The 19,067-nt window shown below is 74.2% G+C and carries 1 protein-coding gene (only partly in view); it reads right to left on the bottom strand.

The annotated features are described in order from the left end of the window. Positions 1–19,067, bottom strand: partial view of a type I polyketide synthase gene (locus tag QQM67_RS27360; protein WP_314177545.1) — the 5' portion only. 9,640 nt of this gene lie to the left of the window's left edge; 19,067 of the gene's 28,707 nt are visible here — the first part of the coding sequence; it begins with the start codon at positions 19,065–19,067; the stop codon falls past the left edge of the window.

Below are 19,067 nucleotides of genomic sequence, written 5' to 3'. Positions count from 1 at the left end.
TCCGCGTGGCCCAGTACGGCGGCGATCTGGCCGCGTACCAGATCCAGTACGGCCCGTTCTCGTTCGGCGCCGGACAGCCCGGTCAGCTCCTGCCGCAGCCTCGGCTCGTCGTGGGCCGCGGCGCCGCCTCCGGCGGCGCGCAACTGCCGTACTTCCGGCAGCTCTTCGACGAGGGGCGCGGAGCGCAGCCCGGCGATCGCGGGGTGGAAGCGCGTCCAGTCGATGTCGGCGACGGTCAGGGCGCACTCGTCGCCGTCGACGGCCTGCCACAGCGCGTCGAGGGCCGTCTCCGGCGGCATGGGTGTGAATCCGCCGCGGCGCAGCCGGTCTTCGACGGCTTCCCGCTCGCCTGCCATGCCCGCACCGGCCCACGGGCCCCACGCGATGGACGTGGCGGGCAGTCCCTGCGCGCGGCGGTACTCGGCGAAGGCGTCGAGGTAGGCGTTGGCGGCGGCGTAGCCGCCCTGCCCGGCGGCGCCGAGGACGGCGGCGGTGGAGGAGAACAGCACGAACGCGTCGAGTTCGCCGGTCAGTTCGTGCAGGTTCCGTACGGCCGCGGTCTTGGCGGGCAGCACGGCCGCGAAGTCCGCGTGCGTCAGGTCCTCCACGAGGGAGTCCTCGACGACTCCGGCGGTGTGCACGACGGCGGTGACGGCGTGCCCGGCGAGCACGGCCGCGAGGGCTTCACGGTCGGCGGCGTCGCAGGCCGCGATGGTCACCTCGGTACCGGTGGCGGCCAGTTCGGCTTCGAGCTGCGCCGCGCCGGGCGCGTCGTGGCCGCGCCTGCTGAGCAGCAGCAGCGAGCCCTCGCCGCGCGCGGCGAGGGAGCGTGCGACGTGTGCGCCGAGCGCGCCGGTGCCGCCGGTGATCAGCACGGTGCCGCCGGGGCGGAGTCGGCCGGGCCGGGCGCCGTCCGCAGGTGCGGGACGGTGGGCGAGGCGGCGGGCGTAGACGCCGGAGGCGCGTACGGCGACCTGGTCCTCGCCGCCGCCGGAGGCGAGCACGCCGGCGACGCGGTTGAGGGTGTGCTGCTCGGGCCGCCGCGGCAGGTCGATCAACCCGCCCCAGCGCAGGGGGTGTTCGAGGGCGACGACGCGGCCCAGGCCCCACAGCGCGGCCTGTTCGGGGCTGTGGAGGTCCTCGGAGCGGCCGATCGAGACGGCGCCGCGGGTGACGCACCACAGGGGTGCCTCGCATCCGGCGTCGCTGAGCGCCTGCACCGCGGTGACGGTACGGGTGAGGCAGGCGGGCACTTCGCCCGGGGCCCCGTCTTCGGCGAGCAGGGAGAGCACGCCTGCGAACCGCTGCCCGTCCGCGAGGAGTTCCCCGAGGCGTGCCGCCAGCTCCTCCCGGTTGCCGGCGGAGGTCTCCAGCACGGTGGTGGGTGCCGCGAGGGATTCGGTGAGGTCGCCCGGGTCGTGTCCCTCGGGTGTGAGGACGAGCCATTCGCCGGTGAGGGTGCCGGTGGCGGCGACCGGCCGCCAGTGGACCGCGTAGCGGCGGCCGTCGACGGCGGCCTGCCGCTGTTTGCGGCGGCGCCAGGACGACAGGGCCGGGGCGAGGGAGCCGGCGGTGGGCTCGTCCAGGCCGAGGACGGAGGCGAGGGCGCCGGCGTCGCCCTCTTCGACGGCGGACCACAGTTCCGCGTCGGCGGCGCCCGCGTCGGCGGGTTCGGCGGTGGCGGGTGCGCCGGGCTGGAGGGCTTCGGCGTCGGGCCAGTAGCGCCTGCGCTGGAAGGGATATGTCGGCAGGTCGACCCAGCGGGTGGCGGCGCCTTCGAACAGGGCGCTCCAGCCGACGGCGGTGCCCCGGGTGTGCAGCCCGGCGACGGCGGCGAGCAGCGCGTGCTCCTCGTCGCGGTCCTTGCGCAGCGCGGGCAGGAGGCGGGCTCCCGCCTCGGTCGCGCGCTCGTGCGCCATGCCGCACAGGACGGCGTCGGGGCCGAGTTCGAGAAGGGTGGTCACGCCCTGTTCGAGGAGGCCGGTGACTGCGTCGTCGAAGCGTACGGGCTCGCGGACCTGCCGCACCCAGTACTCGGGGTCGCACACGTCGCCCGACGCGGCCACGGGAATCCGGGGCCGTTCGAAGGAGATTCCGGCGATCGCCGCGCGGAAGTCCTCCAGCATCGGCTCCATCAGCGGCGAGTGGAACGCGTGCGAGACCCGCAGCCTGCGCGTGCGCACACCCCGGCTCTCCAGCTCCGCGGCCACGCCGGTAACAGCGGACTCCTCCCCCGCGACCACGACCGAGCGGGGCCCGTTGACAGCGGCCAGGGACACACCGCCGGTGAGCAGCGGGGCGACCTCGTCCTCGGGCGCTTCTATCGCGACCATCGCGCCGCCCTCGGGCAGCGCCTCCATCAGCCGCGCCCGCGCCGACACCAGCGTGCACGCGTCCTCAAGAGAGAGCACCCCGGCCACATGGGCCGCCGCGATCTCACCGACCGAGTGCCCAGCGACATGACCGGGACTCACTCCCAGCCACTCCACAAGGCGGAACAGCCCCACCTCCACGGCGAACAGGGCAGGCTGCGCCCAGCCCGTGCGGTCGAGCAACTCCCCGTCCTCACCCCACACCACGTCCCGCAAGGGCCGCTCCGAGACGACGTCCAGATGAGCGGCCACCACGTCGAAAGCCTCCGCGAACACAGCGAACCGCTCGTACAACTCCCGCCCCATACCAAGGCGTTGACTCCCCTGACCGGCAAACACCACCGCAGTGCGACCACGCGTCACAGAGCCGGTGACCAGCGCCGCGTCGGGGGCGGAGGTGCTGAGGGCGGTCAGGCCGCGCACGAGGGTTTCGCGGTCGGGCGAGAGGACGGCGGCGCGGCGTTCGAAGGCGGAGCGCCCTGCGACCAGGCTGTGCGCCAGGTCGCGCAGGTCCGTCCCGGGACGCCGCTGGAGCATGCCGAGGAGTGCGGCCGCCTGGGCGCGCAGCGCCTCGTCGGTGCGCGCGGAGATCAGCACCGGCCAGGCGGAGATGCGGGACTGCGGCAGGACATGCGTCTCCTCGCTGCTGTCCGCCGCGGTCTGCGTTCCGTCGCCGGGCTCGTCCGCGGCGGACGGGTCCTCTTCTGGGGCCTGTTCGAGGATGGTGTGGACGTTGGTGCCGCTGAGGCCGAACGAGGAGACCCCTGCGCGGCGCGGGTGCCCCGTGCGGGGCCAGCCGGTCTCGCCGGTGAGCAGTTCGATGTCTCCGGTGCTCCAGTCGACCTTCGTCGAGGGGCTGTCGACGTGGAGGGTCCTGGGCAGCAGGCCTTCCTGGAGGGCCCTGACCATCTTGATGACTCCGGCGACGCCCGAAGCCATCTGGGTGTGGCCGATGTTGGACTTCACCGACCCCAGGTAGAGGGGCTGTTCGCGGTCCTGTCCGTAGGTCTCCAGCAGCGCCTGCGCCTCGATGGGGTCGCCGAGGGCGGTGCCGGTGCCGTGTCCCTCGACGGCGTCGACGTCGGACGGGGCCAGCCCGGCGTTGGCGAGGGCCTGGCGGATGACGCGCTGCTGGGAGGGCCCGTTGGGGGCGGTCAGTCCGTTGGACGCGCCGTCCTGGTTCATCGCGGAGCCGCGGACCACGGCGAGTACGGGGTGGCCGTTGCGGCGGGCGTCGGAGAGCCTCTCGAGCATGACGAGGCCGACGCCCTCGGCGAGTGTCATGCCGTCGGCCGCGTCGGAGTAGGCCTTGCAGCGCCCGTCGGGGGCGAGGGCGCGCTGCCTGCTGAAGCCGACGAACGCGCCGGGCGTCGCCATGACGCTCACGCCGCCCGCGAGCGCGAGGGCGCTCTCCCCGTCGCGCAGCGACTGGCACGCCATGTGGAGGGCGACCAGCGAGGAGGAGCACGCCGTGTCGAGCGTGACGGCCGGTCCTTCGAGCCCGAAGAGGTAGGCCATACGTCCGGACAGGACGCTGGAGAGCGTGCCGGTGATCATGTGGCCTTCGGAACCGTCGGCTCCGCCGGGCACGCCCGTGGTGTAGTCCTGGTATCCGGCGCCGATGAAGGTGCCGGTGCGGCTGCCGCGGAGCGTCGCCGGGTCGATCCCGCAGCGTTCGAAGGTCTCCCACGCGGTCTCCAGCAGCAGCCGCTGCTGCGGGTCCATCGCGAGGGCCTCGCGCGGGGAGATGCCGAAGAAGCCGGGGTCGAAGTCGGCGGCGTCGTGGAGGAATCCGCCCTGCACGGAGTAGCTGCTGCCGGGGCTGTCGGGGTCTTCGTCGAAGAGGGCGGAGGCGTCCCAGCCGCGGTCGGCGGGGAATCCGGAGACGGCGTCGGCGCCCGCCCGCACCAGCTCCCACAGCGCTTCCGGCGAGGTGACGCCGCCGGGGTAGCGGCAGCCCATGCCGATGACGGCGATGGGTTCGTCGTCGGCGGCGGCCGAGGCGGGAGGCGGCGCGGTGGGCCGCCCCTGTACGCCCATGATCTGCGAGAGCAGGAAGTCCGCCAGTGCGACGGGGTTGGGCCGGTCGAAGACCATCGTCGTCGGCAGGGACAGACCGGTGGCGGCGGCCAGCCGGTTGCGCAGGTCGACGGCGGTGATGGAGTCGAAGCCCGCCTCGCGGAAGGCCCGGTGTTCCGGCAGGGCGTCCGCGGAGGTGTGGCCGAGGACAGCGGCGGCCTCGGAGCGCACGAGGTCCAGGAGTGTGCGTTCGGCCTCGGCGGGGGGAAGGTCGCGCAGCCGGGCGCCGAACTCCCCCACCTGCGGGGAGGCGTCGCCCGCCGCGGCGGCCTCCGTCAGCCGCCGCACCTCGGGCACCTCGTCGAAGAAGGCGGTGGGGCGTGAGGAGGTGAAGACGGGGTGGTAGCGGTCCCAGTCGACGGCGGCGACGGCGAGTTCGCTCTCGTCGTCCGCCAGGGCCCGCTCCAGCGCGGCGAGGGCGAGCCGGGCGTCCATGAACTCCAGTCCGCTGCCGCGGATTTCGCCGGAGTCGACTCGGCCGAGGCCGATGTCGTCGGACCAGATGCCCCAGGACAGCGCGGTGGCAGGCAGGCCGCGGCCGCGGCGTTCGGCGGCGAGCGCGTTGAGGTAGGCGTTGGCGGCCACGTAGGCGGAGTGGCGGCCGCTGCCCCACATGCCGGAGATGGACGAGAACAGCACGAACGAGTCGAGATCGTCGCCGAGCAGCGCGTCGAGGCCGGCGGCGCCGGCTGCCTTCGCCTGGGTGATCTCGGCGAACGCCCCATGTGTGGCGTCCTCCAGGGTGTGCGTGCCGATGACGGCGGCCGTGTGCACGACGTTGCGCACGGTGTGGCCGTCCTCCCGCAGGTCCTCCAGTACGGAGGCGAGCGCGTCGCGGTCGGTGATGTCGCATGCGACGGCGGTGGCGTCGGTGCCCAGGTCGCCCAGTTCCGCGACGAGTTCACCTGCTCCGGGGGCGTCCGGGCCGCTGCGGCTGACCAGGACGATGCGGGGCGCGCCGCGGTGTGCGAGCCAGCGCGCGACGTGCGGGCCGAGGGTGCCGGTGCCGCCGGTGATGAGGGTGGTGCCGCGCGGTGTCCAGCCGCCGCCGGTGTCGCGGCGAGCGGGGGCGGGCACGAGGCGGCGGGCGAGGAGGCCGGAGGCGCGCAGCGCCAGCTGGTCCTCGCCGGTCCCGCCCGCGAGGACGGTGGCCAGCCGCTGGGCGGCACGCTCGTCGAGGGCGGCCGGCAGGTCGACGGTGCCGCCGACGCGACGGGGGTGTTCCAGGGCCGCCGTCCAGGCGACGCCCGTCACCTGCGCCTGGAGGGGGCTGGTGACGGCGTCGGAGCGTCCGGTGCTCACGGCGCCGCGGGTCAGGCACCACAGCGGGGCGTCGGCGCCGGTGTCGCCGAGGGCCTGGACGAGCGTGACGGTCAGCGCGAGCCCGGCGGTCAACTCCGGGTGTCCGGCGCTGGGTTCCTCGTCCGCGGCGAGCAGGGACACCACGCCTGCGGCCTCTTCGGCGCCGGCGAGGCGGGCGGCGAGGACGCCGCGGTCGGTGCACTCGTCATCCAGTACGACCTGCCGCACGCGTGCGCCGTGCCGGGTGAGGGCGTCGGCGGTCTCCTGGACGTGTCCGGGGAGTGCGCGCCGCGTCCTCTCGGTGCTGACGAGGAGCCACTCGCCGTCCAGGGACGCCGGGTGGGTGCCTGTCAGCGGCTTCCAGCGGACGCGGTAGCGCCACGAGTCGGCGGTGGTGCGCTCCCGGTTGTGCTGCCGCCATGTGGCGAGGGCGGGCAGCACGGCGGAGAGGGACTCCTCGTCGACGTGGAGGCTGCGGGTGAGCCGTTCGTAGTCTGCGCTCTCCACGGCCGACCAGAACTCCTCGTCGGCAGCTTCGCCCTGTCCGGGGCGCGCGTGGTGCGGGCCGGGCCCGCCGATCCAGTAGCGCTCGCGCTGGAAGGCGTAGGTGGGCAGCTGCACGTGCCGGGCGTCGCGCCCGTCGAAGCAGGTGCGCCAGTCCACGTCCACTCCCCCTGCGAACGCCTCGGCGACGGAGGTGAGTACGCGGTGGAGGTCCCCCGCGTCGCGGCGCAGCGTCCCGACGACCACGGCGGAGGCTTCGGCGTCGGCGACGGTGTCCTCGACGCCGGGCGCCAGCACGGGGTGCGGGCCGACCTCGATGAACGCCCGGTGCCCGGCGTCGAGCAACTGCTCGACCGCACCGGCCAGATGCACGGTCTGCCGCAGGTTGCGGTACCAGTACTCGGCGCCGGTCTGCTCTCCGTCGATCCACTCGCCGGTGACGGTCGACAGCATCGGGACGCGGGGGCGCAGCGGCCGTACGGGCTCCAGCTGTTGCAGCAACTCGTCGTGGATGTCGGCCACATGGGCAGAGTGGGAGGCGTAGTCGACCTCGATGCGGCGTACCCGCACGTCCTGGGAGGTCAGCTCCTCGCACATCTCGTCGAGGGCGTCGAGGTCGCCGGAGACGGCAGCCGAGCGGGGGCCGTTGACGGCGGCGAGGGAGAGTCTGCCCTCCCAGCGTTCGAGGCGGGCGCGCAGTTCGGCGGCGGGCAGCGCGACGGAGACGATGCCGCCGCGGCCCGCGAGTTCGCGGGCGATGGCCTGGCTGCGCAGGGCGACGACGCGGGCGGCGTCCTCCAGCGACAGGGCCCCGGCGACGCAGGCGGCGGCGATCTCGCCCTGGGAGTGGCCGATGACGGCGTCCGGTTCGACGCCGTAGGAGCGCCACACCTCGGCGAGGGAGACCATGACGGCGAACGTGGCGGGCTGCACCACGTCGACGCGCTCCAGGGAGGGCGCCTGCGGTGCCTCGCGCAGCACGTCCATGAGGGACCAGTCGGTGTGGGGGGCGAGCGCCGCGGCGCACTCGGCGATGCGTGCGGCGAACACAGGTGACTCATCGAGGAGTTGAGCGCCCATGCCGGCCCACTGGGCGCCCTGGCCGGGGAAGAGGAACGTCAGCGGGCCGCGCTGTGCCGCGACGCCGCGCACCAGGCCGGGTGCGCTCTGCCCGCGGTGCAGGGCGTCCAGCCCGGCGCGCAGCGCGTCGCGGCCGGTGCCCAGGACCACGGCCCGGTGCTCGAAGACGGACCGGGAGGCCAGGGCGAGCCCGGTGTCGGCCGGGTGCCACTCCTCCCCGGCGGCGACGGCGGCGCCTACGCGGGCGGCCTGGTCGCGCAGCGCCGCCTCGGTCCGTGCGCTGAGCACCCACGGCAGGGTGCCGCCGGGCTCCTGCTGCTCCGCCGCGGCGGAGCCGTCCGCGGGCACGACGGTGCCCTGCACCGTGGGCGCGGCCGGTGCGGGGAGCCGGGGTGCCTCTTGCCGGGGTGCCTCTTCCAGCAGGGTGTGCGCGTTGGTGCCGCTGATGCCGAACGAGGAGACCGCGGCACGGCGCGGCCGCCCCGTGCGGGGCCACTCGACGGCCTCGGCGAGCGGTGCGAGCGCCCCGGAGCTCCAGTCGACGTGCGTGGAGGGCGTGCCCAGGTGGAGGGTCTTCGGCAGCGTGCCGTGCTGCATGGCCAGCACCATCTTGATGACGCTGGCGACGCCGGCCGCGGACTGGGTGTGCCCGAGGTTGGACTTCACCGACCCCAGCAGCAGCGGCCGGTCGGCGTCGCGGTCCGTGCCGTATGTGGCCTGGAGGGCCTGCGCCTCGATGGGGTCGCCGAGGGTGGTGCCGGTACCGTGCGCGTCGATGGCGTCGACGTCGGACGGCTCCAGACCGGCGTTGGCGAGGGCCTGGCGGATGACGCGCTGCTGGGACGGCCCGTTGGGGGCGGACAGTCCGTTGGAGGCGCCGTCCTGGTTGACGGCCGAACCGCGCACCACGGCGAGGACGGGGTGGCCGTTGCGCTCCGCGTCCGAGAGCTTCTCCAGCAGCAGCATGCCGATGCCTTCGGAGAGGGTCATGCCGTCGGCGTCGTCGGAGAAGGACTTGCAGCGCCCGTCCTTGGCGAGGGCCCTCTGGCGGCTGAAGGCGATCAGCGGCTTGGGGTTGGGGACGATGGTGGCGCCGCCGGCGAGGGCGAGGGTGCTCTCGCCACTGCGCAGCGACTGGCACGCCAGGTGCAGCGCGACGAGCGACGATGAGCAGGCCGTGTCGACGGTGACGGCCGGGCCTTCCAGTCCGAAGACGTAGGAGACACGGCCGGACAGCACGCTCGGGGAGCTGCCGGTGACCTGGTAGCCCTCGGAGCCGTCGCCCTCGCCGCCTTCTCCGTACTCGATGTAGCTGGAGCCGATGAACGCGCCGGTGCGGCTGCCGCGCAGGCCGGAGGGGTCGAGCCCGGCTCGTTCGACGGCCTCCCACGTGGTCTCCAGCAGCAGCCGCTGCTGCGGGTCCATGCCGACGGCCTCACGCGGGGAGATGCCGAAGAAGCCCGCGTCGAAGTCGGCGGCGTCGTGCAGGTAGCCGCCCTGCGTGGTGTACGTGGTGCCGGGGTGGTCGGGGTCGGGGTGGTGGAGGGCGGCCATGTCGAAGCCCCGGTCCTCGGGGAACTCGGTGACGGCGTCGGTTCCGGAGGCCAGCAGCGACCAGAACTCCTCGGGCGTGGCGGCACCGCCGGGGAAGCGGCAGCTCATGCCGACGATGGCGACGGGTTCGCCGCTGCCGTCGCTCTCGGCGCGGCTGGCCCGGGGCGCCTCGCCGGTGCCGGCGAGCAGGTCGCGCAGGTGGGAGGCGAGTTCACCCGGTGTGGGGTGGTCGAAGACGAGGGTCGCGGGCAGCGGCGCCCCGGTGGCGCGCACCAGGCGTTTGCGGAGTTCGACCGCGGTGAGTGAGTCGAATCCGATGTCGCGGAAAGCGCGTTGCTCGCCGACGTCGTCCGCGGAGCTGTGCCCGAGTACGGCGGCGGCCTCCTCCCGTACGAGCGCCAGCAGCCGCCGCCGCTGCTCGGCCGCGCCGAGGCCGCGCAGCGTGGCGGCGAACTCGGAGATCTCCTCGGCGGCCTTCTCGGCCTCCTCGGCGAGAGCCCGCACCTCGGGCAGCTCGGCGAGGAGGGGGCTGGGGCGTACGGAGGTGAAGACGGGCGCGTAGCTGTCCCAGTCGACGTCGGCGACGGTGACGGTCACGTCGTTCTGGACGACGGCGCGGCCGAGTTCGGTGAGGGCGTGCCGGGGCGGCAGCATGCTGAGGCCGCGCCGCACCAGGTCGCCGGACATCGCCTCGTGGGTGGCCATGCCTGCCTCGGCCCAGGGGCCCCATGCGACGGAGGTCGCGGCGAGGCCGCGGGCGCGGCGCTGCTCGGCGAGCGCGTCGAGGAAGGAGTTCGCCGCGGCGTAGGCGGCCTGGTTGCCCGCGCCCCACACTCCGGCGATGGAGCCGAAGAGCACGAACAGGTCGAGGTCGCGGTCGCCGAGGAGTTCGTCGAGGTGGGCGGCTCCGCCGGCCTTCGCGGCCATCACGCCGTCGAGTTCGGCTTCGGTCATCCGCTCCAGCGGCGTGGACTGGGCGACGCCCGCGGTGTGGACGACTCCGGTGAGCGGCGGCGTGCCGTGCAGCTCGTCGAGGAGCCGGGCGAGGGCGTCGCGGTCGGAGGCGTCGCATGCGGCGATGTCGACGGTGGCGCCCGACTCCTCTAGTTCGGCGCGGAGTTCGGCCGCGCCGGGCGCGTCGGGGCCGCGGCGGCTGGTGAGGACGAGGTGCTGCGCGCCGTGCTCCGCGAGCCACCGGGCGACGGCCGCCCCGAGGCCGCCGGTGCCGCCCGTGACCAGGACCGTGCCGCGCGCGGTGAACTCGCCGTCGGCGGGCAGCGACTCCACGGTGCGGTGTGCGAGGCGCCGTCCGAAAGCGCCTGCGGAGCGCAGTGCGAGCTGGTCCTCGCCGCCCTGGGCCGTCAGCACGGCGGGCAGCAGGCCCAGAAGCCGCTCCTCGGCCGGGCCGTGCCGGCCTCCGGGTGTCTCCTCCGTGCCGCCGGGCCGTACGGGCAGGTCGACGAGGCCCCCCCAGCGTTCGGGGTGTTCGAGCGCGGCGACGCGGCCGAATCCCCACACCGCGGCCTGGGCCGGGGAGGCGACGGGCTCGTCCGCGGGGCCGGTGCTCACCGCGCCCTGGGTGAGCGTCCACACGGGGATGTCGAGGGTGCGTACGAGGGCCGCGGTCAGCGCCAGGCCGCGGGTGAGGCCGGGGCCTGACTCCCTGCGGGGCCGCTCGTCGAGGGCGAGGAGGGACACCGCGCCCTGTATGTCCTCGCAGGAGGGCAGCCGTGCGGCGAGTTCGCCGTCGTCGGTGCAGGAGTCGTCGAGCGTGACGTGCTCGACTCGTGCTCCGTGTGCGCCGAGTACGTCGCCGACGCGGGCGGCGAGTTCGCCGTCGTCGGCGTCGCCGGTGACGAGGAGCCAGGTGCCGTCCAGCCGGGGTGTGGCGGGCAGCCGCAACGGCGCCCACAGCACGCGGTAGCGCCAGGAGTCCAGCAGCGTCTTCTCCCGCCCGGCCCGCCGCCAGGAGGACAGTGCGGGCAACAGCGAGGCGAGGGAGGCCTGTTGCTCGTCCCCGAGGGAGAGCAGCGCCGCCAACTCCCCGGCGTCGCCGCGGTCGACGGCATCCCACAGCCGGTCGGACGCCGGGTCCGCCTCGGCGGGCGGCGCGGTCTCGGCGGCCCCCTGCGGCCAGTAGAACTCGTGCTGGAAGGCGTAGGTGGGCAGGGCGGTGCGGACGGCACCGCCGCCCGCGAAGTAGGCGTCCCAGTCGACGGCTGCGCCGCGGGCGTGCAGGCCGGCGAGGGCCGTGTCGAGGGCGGCGCCCTCCGGGCGGTCGGCGCGCAGCAGCGGCACGAGACGCGTGTCGTCGTGGTCGTCTTCGCCGGTCTCCTGTCCGGTGCCGGCTTCGTCCGTGCCGTGGGCGCCGCCGGGGCCGGCGAGGACGCTCTCGGCCATGGCCAGCAGGCCGCCGTCGGGGCCCGCCTCGACGAACGTGGTGGTGCCCGCGCGTCGCAGTGCGCGCACGCCGTCGGCGAACCTGACGGTCTCCCGCACATGCCGTACCCAGTACTCGGGGGCGGCGATCTGCTCGGCGGTGGCGAAGTCGCCGGTGACGTTGGAGATCAGCGGGACGGACGGGGCGGCGAAGTGGAGCTGTTCCACGGTCCGCCGGAAGTCCTCCAGCATCGGGTCCATGTGCGGCGAGTGGAAGGCGTGGGAGACGGCCAGCGCCTTGGTCCTGCGGCCCAGGCCGTCGAAGTGGGCCCGCACGGCGTCGACTTCGGCGGCGTCGCCCGCGACGACGACGGCCCGCGGCCCGTTGACGGCGGCGAGCGAGACTCCTCCCGCCAGATGCGGGACGACTTCGTCCTCCGCGGCCTCCACCGCGGCCATGGCACCGCCGGACGGCAGGGCCTGCATCAGCCGGGCGCGGGCGGCGACCAGGGTGCAGGCGTCTTCCAGAGACAGCACTCCCGCGACATGCGCCGCGGCGACCTCACCGACGGAGTGCCCGGCGACGGCGTGCGGCCGCACGCCCCACGAGCGCAGCAGCCGGTGCAGGGCCACCTCCAGGGCGAACAGCGCGGGCTGCGTCCAGCCGGTCTGGTGCAGCAGCTCCGCCTCGGCGGTGTCCTCGCGGGCGAAGAGCACGTCACGCAGGGGCGTTGCGAGGTGCTCCCCGAGCCGGGCGCCGAGAACTTCGAGCACCTCGTCCATCGCCTCCGCGAAGGCGGGGAAGCGTTCGTACAACTCGGCGCCCATGCCGGGGCGTTGGCTGCCCTGGCCGGAGAAGAGCAGCGCGAGGCGCACGGGGGCGGCCTCGTCCTCGACGACGGCGGCGTCCGCCGCGTCGGCGGCCAGCGACGACAGTGCGCGCAGCGCCTCGTCCCGCTCTTCGGCGACGACGGCTGCGCGCTGCTCGAACGCGGTACGGGTCACCGCGAGCGAATAGGCCAGGTCGGCGAGGGGGACCTCGGGGCGCGCCTCGATGTGGGCGCGGAGCCGCGCGGCCTGTGCGCGCAGGGCACGCCGCGACTTGCCCGACAGCGTCAACGGGACGGTGCCGGGGCGGTGGACGCCCCCGGCCGCTGGGGGAACGGGGGAAGCGGCCGGGGGCTGCTCGAGGATGAGGTGCGCGTTGGTGCCGCTGATGCCGAAGGAGGAGACGGCGGCCCGCCGGGGGCGGTCCGTCTCCGGCCACGGCGAGGCCGCTGTCAGGAGTTCGACGGAGCCCTCCTCCCAGTCCACGTGGGAGGACGGCGCGCTCACGTGCAGGGTCCGGGGCAGTTCGGGGGCGCTGAGCGCCATGACCATCTTGATGACGCCTGCGGCGCCCGCGGCTGCCTGCGTGTGACCGATGTTGGACTTCACCGACCCCAGCAGCAGCGGCTGTTCGCGGTCCTGCCCGTAGGTCGCGAGCAGCGCCTGCGCCTCGATGGGGTCGCCGAGTGAGGTGCCGGTGCCGTGGGCCTCGACGGCGTCCACGTCGGTGTGGGCGAGGCCCGCGGTCTGGAGCGCCTGCCGGATGACGCGCTGCTGCGACGGGCCGTTGGGCGCCATGAGCCCGTTGGACGTGCCGTCCTGGTTGACGGCGGAGCCCCGTACGACGGCCAGGATCTGGTGCCCGTTGCGCCGGGCGTCGGACAGCCGCTCCAGCACGAGCACGCCGACGCCTTCGGCCCAGCTCACGCCGTCCGCCGAGTCGGAGAACGCCTTGCACCGCCCGTCGGGGGCGAGACCGCGCTGCCGGGAGAACTCGATGAGCGCCGTGGGTGTCGACATGACGGTCACACCGCCGGCGAGAGCGAGGGAGCACTCCCCCGAGCGCAGCGCCTGCATCGCCCAGTGCATCGCGACGAGCGAGGAGGAGCAGGCCGTGTCGACCGTGACGGCGGGGCCCTCCAGGCCGAGGGTGTAGGAGACGCGGCCGGAGACGATGCTCGGCGAGGTGCCGCTGCCCTGGTGGCCTTCGAAGTCGCCCCCGCCCAGCCGGGCGCCGTAGTCGTTGTACATGACGCCCGCGAAGACGCCGGTGTCGCTGCCGCGCAGCGACGCAGGGTCGATGCCCGCGTGCTCGACGGCCTCCCAGGTGGTCTCCAGCAGCAGCCGCTGCTGGGAGTCGGTGGCGAGGGCCTCGCGGGGCGACATGCCGAAGAAGCCCGCGTCGAACTCGCCCGCGTCGTGGAGGAATCCGCCGGAGCGGCTGTAGGTGGTGCCGGGGTGGTCGGGGTCCGGGTGGTAGAGCCGCTCCAGGTCCCAGCCGCGGTTGGTGGGCAGTCCGGAGACCGCGTCGCCGCCTTCGGACACCAGCCGCCACAGCTCATCGGGGGAGCTGACTCCGCCCGGGTAGCGGCAGCCCATGCCGACGATGACGACCGGGTCGTCAGCGGCGGGCGGGGTGAGAGCGGCCTTCCGCCGGCGCGGTGCCGTGGCGGCCTCGGAGCCGAGGAGTTCGTGGAGGAGGTGCCCGGCGAGCAGCCTGGGCGTGGGGTGGTCGAAGACCATGGTGGCGGGCAGCCGCAGGCCGGTCGCCGAGGTGAGCTGGTTGCGCAGTTCGACGGCGGTCAGCGAGTCGAAGCCCAAGTCGCGGAACTGGCGCTCGGGTTCGACGTCCGCGCCGTCGGCGTGACCGAGTACAGCCGCGGCGTGGCCGCGCACCAGCCGCAGCAGCGCCTCTTGCCGCTCGTCGGCGCTCATCCCTTCGAGGCGGCGGACGAGGGAGTCGGCGGTCTCTGCTCCGGCCACGGCGCGGCGTTGGCGGGTACGGATCAACCCGCGCAGCAGCGGCGGCACTTCACCACGCGACTTCAGCACCGGCAAGTCCAGCCGCACCGGCACCAGCGCAGCCCCGTCCGCCGTCAGCGCCGCATCGAACAGCTCCAGCCCCTCGCCGGTAGCCAGCGGCGGCATACCCGAACGCGCCATCCGCTCCGCATCGGCAGCAGAGAGCATGCCCTCCTGCGCCCACGCACCCCACGCCAACGAGACAGCGGGCAGGCCCAGTTCACGACGATGCACCGCAAGCGCGTCCAGGAACGCGTTGGCCGCCGCATAGTTGCCCTGCCCCGCATTACCGAACACACCGGCAGCGGAGGAGAACAACACGAACGCCGACAGGTCGCGGTCGCGGGTGAGTTCGTGCAGATTCCACGCCGCATCCACCTTCGGACGCAGCACCGCATCGACACGTTCCGCAGTCAGGGAGTCGATCACACCGTCGTCGAGGACACCCGCCGCATGAACCACCGCACCGATCGCGTGCTCGTCCAGCAGACTGGCGACTGCGTCCCGGTCGGCCACATCACACGCGGCGACCTCGACCCGGGCACCCAACTCACCCAGCTCGACAGCCAGTTCATCCGCACCCTCAGCCCCACGCCCCCGGCGCGAAACCAGCACCAGCTCCCGCACACCATGCTCCGCGACCAGATGCCGCGCCACCAGAGCACCCAGTCCACCCGTACCACCAGTGATCAGGACCGCGCCCTCGACATCCGCCCAAGGCACCCGACCCTCGGCAGATGCGGCACGCGACAGACGCGCCGCCCGCAACTCCCCTGCGGTCAGCGTCAGTTGCGCCTCGTCGACGCCCAATGCGAGGGGCACCGCCGTGAGGGACTCCTGCGTACCGTCGACGTCCAGCAGCCCGAAGCGGCCCGGGTGCTCCGCCTGCGCCGAGCGCACCAGACCCCACACCGCAGCAACAGCCGGATCCCCACCCGACACCGCACCACGCGTCACGAACACCAGACGACTGTCCGCGAACCGCTCGCCGTCCAGCCACCGTTGCACCAGCTCCAGCGCACGCACCGCCACCGCATGCGCGGCACCGGCCACACCGTCCACGTCGTCACGCGAGACCGGAACCAGCACCACACCCGGCACCGGCGACCCCCCGCCGCCGTCCACACGGGCGTCCGCCAGGTCCGTCCAGCTCTGCACACCAGGCACATGCGCCGCCAGCCCGTCCGCCAGCCCGAACGGGTCCTCACCCACCACCGCGACGGCTTCGACGGGTGCGCCCGTGGGGGCGGGTGCGGGGGTCCACTCCAGGGCGAACAGCGCGTCGCGTGCCGTGCCGGGGCGGGTGGTCTCGTCCTGCGTGACGGGCCTGAGGACGAGGGATTCCACTGACGCGACGGGCGCCCCGGACGTGTCCGTGAGAGCGATCGCAAAGGCTCCGCCGGGGCCGCGGCTGAGCCGTACTCGCAGTGCGGTGGCGCCCGAGGCGTGCAGCGTGACGCCTTCCCAGGAGAACGGCACCCCCGGTGCCGTTCCGGTCTGCCCTGTGGTGCCGTCGGCTGCGGCACCGTCGAGCAGTGCCGCGTGGAGGGCGGCGTCGAGGAGGGCGGGGTGCAGGCCGAAGCCGTCGCCTCCGTCGGCACCTTCGGGGAGGGCCACCTCTGCGTACAGCTCTCCGTCGCGTCCGCGCCACGCTGCGCGCAGCCCCTGGAACAACGGCCCGTATCCGAAGCCCAGTTCGCCGAAGCGCTCGTAGCATCCGCTGGTCGGCAGCTCCTCGGCGTCCTGCGGGGGCCACACCGTGGTGTCGAAGCCGGTTGCCCGCGCTGCGCCGGTGGTCACGACGCCGGTGGCGTTCTGCGTCCATGGGCGGGTCTCGTCGTCGTCCGGCCGGGAGTGGACGGTGACGGTGCGCCGCCCGGAGGCGTCCGCACGTCCGACGGACACCTGCACCTGTACGCCCTCGTCGTCGGGGACGGCCAGCGGGGAGGTCAGGGTGAGTTCCTCGACGTGGTCGCAGCCGACCTCGTCGCCTGCGCGTACGGCCAGTTCGAGGAAGGCCGTACCGGGGAGCAGGACGCTGCCGCTCACCCGGTGGTCGGCGAGCCACGGGTGTGACTGGAGGGAGAGCCTGCCGGTGAGCAGTGCGCCGTCGGTGTCGGCGAGGGAGACCGCGGCGGACAGCAGCGGGTAGTGGGCGGCGCCGAGCCCCGCGGAGCGCAGGTCGGCGGAGTGCTGGAGGCCGCCGCCGCGGGGCCAGTACCGCTTGCTCTGGAAGGCGTAGGTGGGCAGGTCGACGTGGCGGGCTCCGGTGCCGCGGAAGTAGCCGGTCCAGTCGACGGCGAGGCCGCGCGTGTGGAGCCGGGCGAGGGCGGTGGTGGCGGCGGCGGCCTCGGGGCGTCCGGCGCGCAGCAGCGGCACGGCCGCCACGCGGTCGGCGTCGGCGTCGGCCTCGGCGTCGGCGTCGGCGAGGCATTCCTGCGCCATGGCCGACAGCACGCCGTCCGGGCCGAGTTCGACGAACGTGGTCACGCCGTGGTCGCGGAGCCAGGCGACCGCGTCGGCGAAGCGCACCTCGCTGCGGGCCTGTTCGGCCCAGTAGGAGGCGGAGGTGAGCTGCTCGACCCGTGCCTGCTCGCCGGTGACGGCGGAGACCACGGGGATGAGGGGCTCGTTGAGGGTGAGGCCTTCGACGATGTGGCGGTAGTCCTCCAGCATCGGTTCCATGTGCGGGGAGTGGAACGCGTGGGAGACCTTCAGCCGTGTGGTCTTGCGGCCCTCCGCCGCGAAGTGGGCGGCGATTTCGGCGCAGGCGCCGGCGTCGCCGGAGACGACGACGGCGCGGGGGCCGTTGACGGCGGCGAGCGAGACTTCGCCGGTGCGAGCGGCGAGCAGCGGGGCGACTTCGTCCTCGGTGGCCTGGACGGAGACCATGACGCCGCCGCCGGGCAGTGCCTGCATGAGCCGGCCGCGGGCGGCGACCATGGTGCAGGCGTCCGGGAGTGAGAGCACTCCGGCGACGTGTGCCGCGGCGATCTCGCCGACGGAGTGCCCGGCGAGCTGGTCGGGCCACAGTCCCCAGGAGGCGGCCAGCCGGTACAGGGCGACTTCCAGGGCGAACAGCGCGGGCTGTGCGTAGGCGGTCTGTTCGAGGGCTTCGGCGTCCTCGCCCCACATCACCTCGCGCAGCGGCCGGTCCGTCTCGGCGTCGAGGTGGTCGAGGACCTCGTCGAGTGCTTCGGCGAACACCGGGAAGCGCGCGTGGAGTTCACGTCCCATGCCGGGGGTCTGGGCGCCCTGCCCGGTGAAGAGGAAGGCGTGCTTGCCGCGGGCGGCTGCGTGTCCGGTGACGACGGAGGCGGCGGGCTCGCCCTCGGCCGTCGCGCGCAGGGCCTCGCGCAGTTCGCCGGCGGTCCCGCCGACGGCGACGGCGCGGTGTTCGAACGCGGTGCGCGTGGTGGCGGCGGCGTGGGCGAGGTCCAGGGGGCGCGTGGCGGGCTCGTCGTCGAGGAGGGCGAGCAGCCTGGCGGCCTGGGCTCGCAGCGCGTCGCGGGAGCGGCCGGAGACCGGCACGGGCACGGCTCCGGCGTCGGCGGTGTTCGTATCCGGCCGGGAGGTGTCTTCGCCGTCTTCGGGGCGGGGGGCTTCTTCGACGATGGTGTGGGCGTTGGTGCCGCTGATGCCGAAAGAGGAGACGGCGGCGCGGCGGGGTTCGCCCGTCTCGGGCCAGGGCCGGTGCTCGGTGAGGAGTTCGACGGAGCCGGCCGACCAGTCGACGTGTGAGGACGGGGCGTCGACGAGGAGTGTGCGGGGCAGTTCCCCGTGCCGCATCGCCATGATCATCTTGATGACACCGGCGACGCCGGCCGCGGCCTGGGTGTGGCTGAGGTTCGACTTGACCGACCCGAGGAGCAGGGGGCGGCCGTGTTCGCGGTGCTGTCCGTATGTGGCCAGCAGCGCCTGCGCCTCGACGGGGTCGCCGAGGGTGGTGGCGGTGCCGTGTGCCTCGACGGCGTCGATCTGGGCGGCGGTCAGGCGGGCGTCGATGAGGGCCTGCTGGATGACGCGCTGCTGCGAGGGGCCGTTGGGCGCCGTCAGCCCGTTGGAGGCGCCGTCCTGGTTGACGGCGGAGCCGCGCAGCACGGCGAGGACGCGGTGGCCGTTGCGGCGGGCGTCGGAGAGGCGTTCCAGTACGAGGACGCCCGCGCCCTCGGCCCATCCGGTGCCGTCGGCGGAGTCGGCGAAGGAGCGGCAGCGCCCGTCTTCGGAGAGGCCGCCCTGGCGGCTGAACTCGGCGAAGGTGGCGGGGCTGGACATCACCGTGCAGCCGCCGGCCAGCGCGAGGGAGCACTCGCCCGCGCGCAGCGACCGCGACGCCAGATGCATCGTCACCAGCGAGGAGGAGCAGGCGGTGTCGACGGTGACGGCGGGCCCGAGCAGTCCGAAGGTGTAGGAGAGGCGGCCGGAGAGCACGCTGTGAGAGTTGCCGAGCAGCTGGAATCCGTCTCCGGCGTCCTCGGGGCCGACCTGGTAGTCCTGCGCCATGGCGCCGACGAAGACGGCGGTGTCGCTGCCCTTGAGGGCCGTGGGGTCCATGCCGGCGCGTTCGACGGCTTCCCAGGTCACTTCCAGCAGCATGCGCTGCTGCGGGTCCATGCCGACGGCCTCGCGCGGTGAGACGCCGAAGAAGTCGGCGTCGAAGTCGGTGGCGTCGTGGAGGAACCCGCCGCTGGAGGTGTCGGACAGAGCGGTCAGTTCGGGGTCCCAGCCCCGGTCCGCGGGGAATCCGGTGATGCCGTGGCGGCCTTCGGCGACCATGCGCCACAGGTCTTCCGGCGAGGTGATTCCGCCGGGGTAGCGGCAGCCGATGCCGATGACGGCGATCGGCTCCTGTGCGGCCTCTTCGACCTCCTGGAGGCGCTGCCGGGTCCGCCGCAGGTCCGCGCCGGCCCGTTTGAGGTAGTCGCGAAGCTTCTCTTCGTTGTCCAT

It is taken from the genome of Streptomyces winkii (assembly GCF_032248595.1).
GTDB classification, from domain to species: domain Bacteria; phylum Actinomycetota; class Actinomycetes; order Streptomycetales; family Streptomycetaceae; genus Streptomyces; species Streptomyces winkii.
This window is presented reverse-complemented; position numbering and strand designations above follow the sequence as displayed.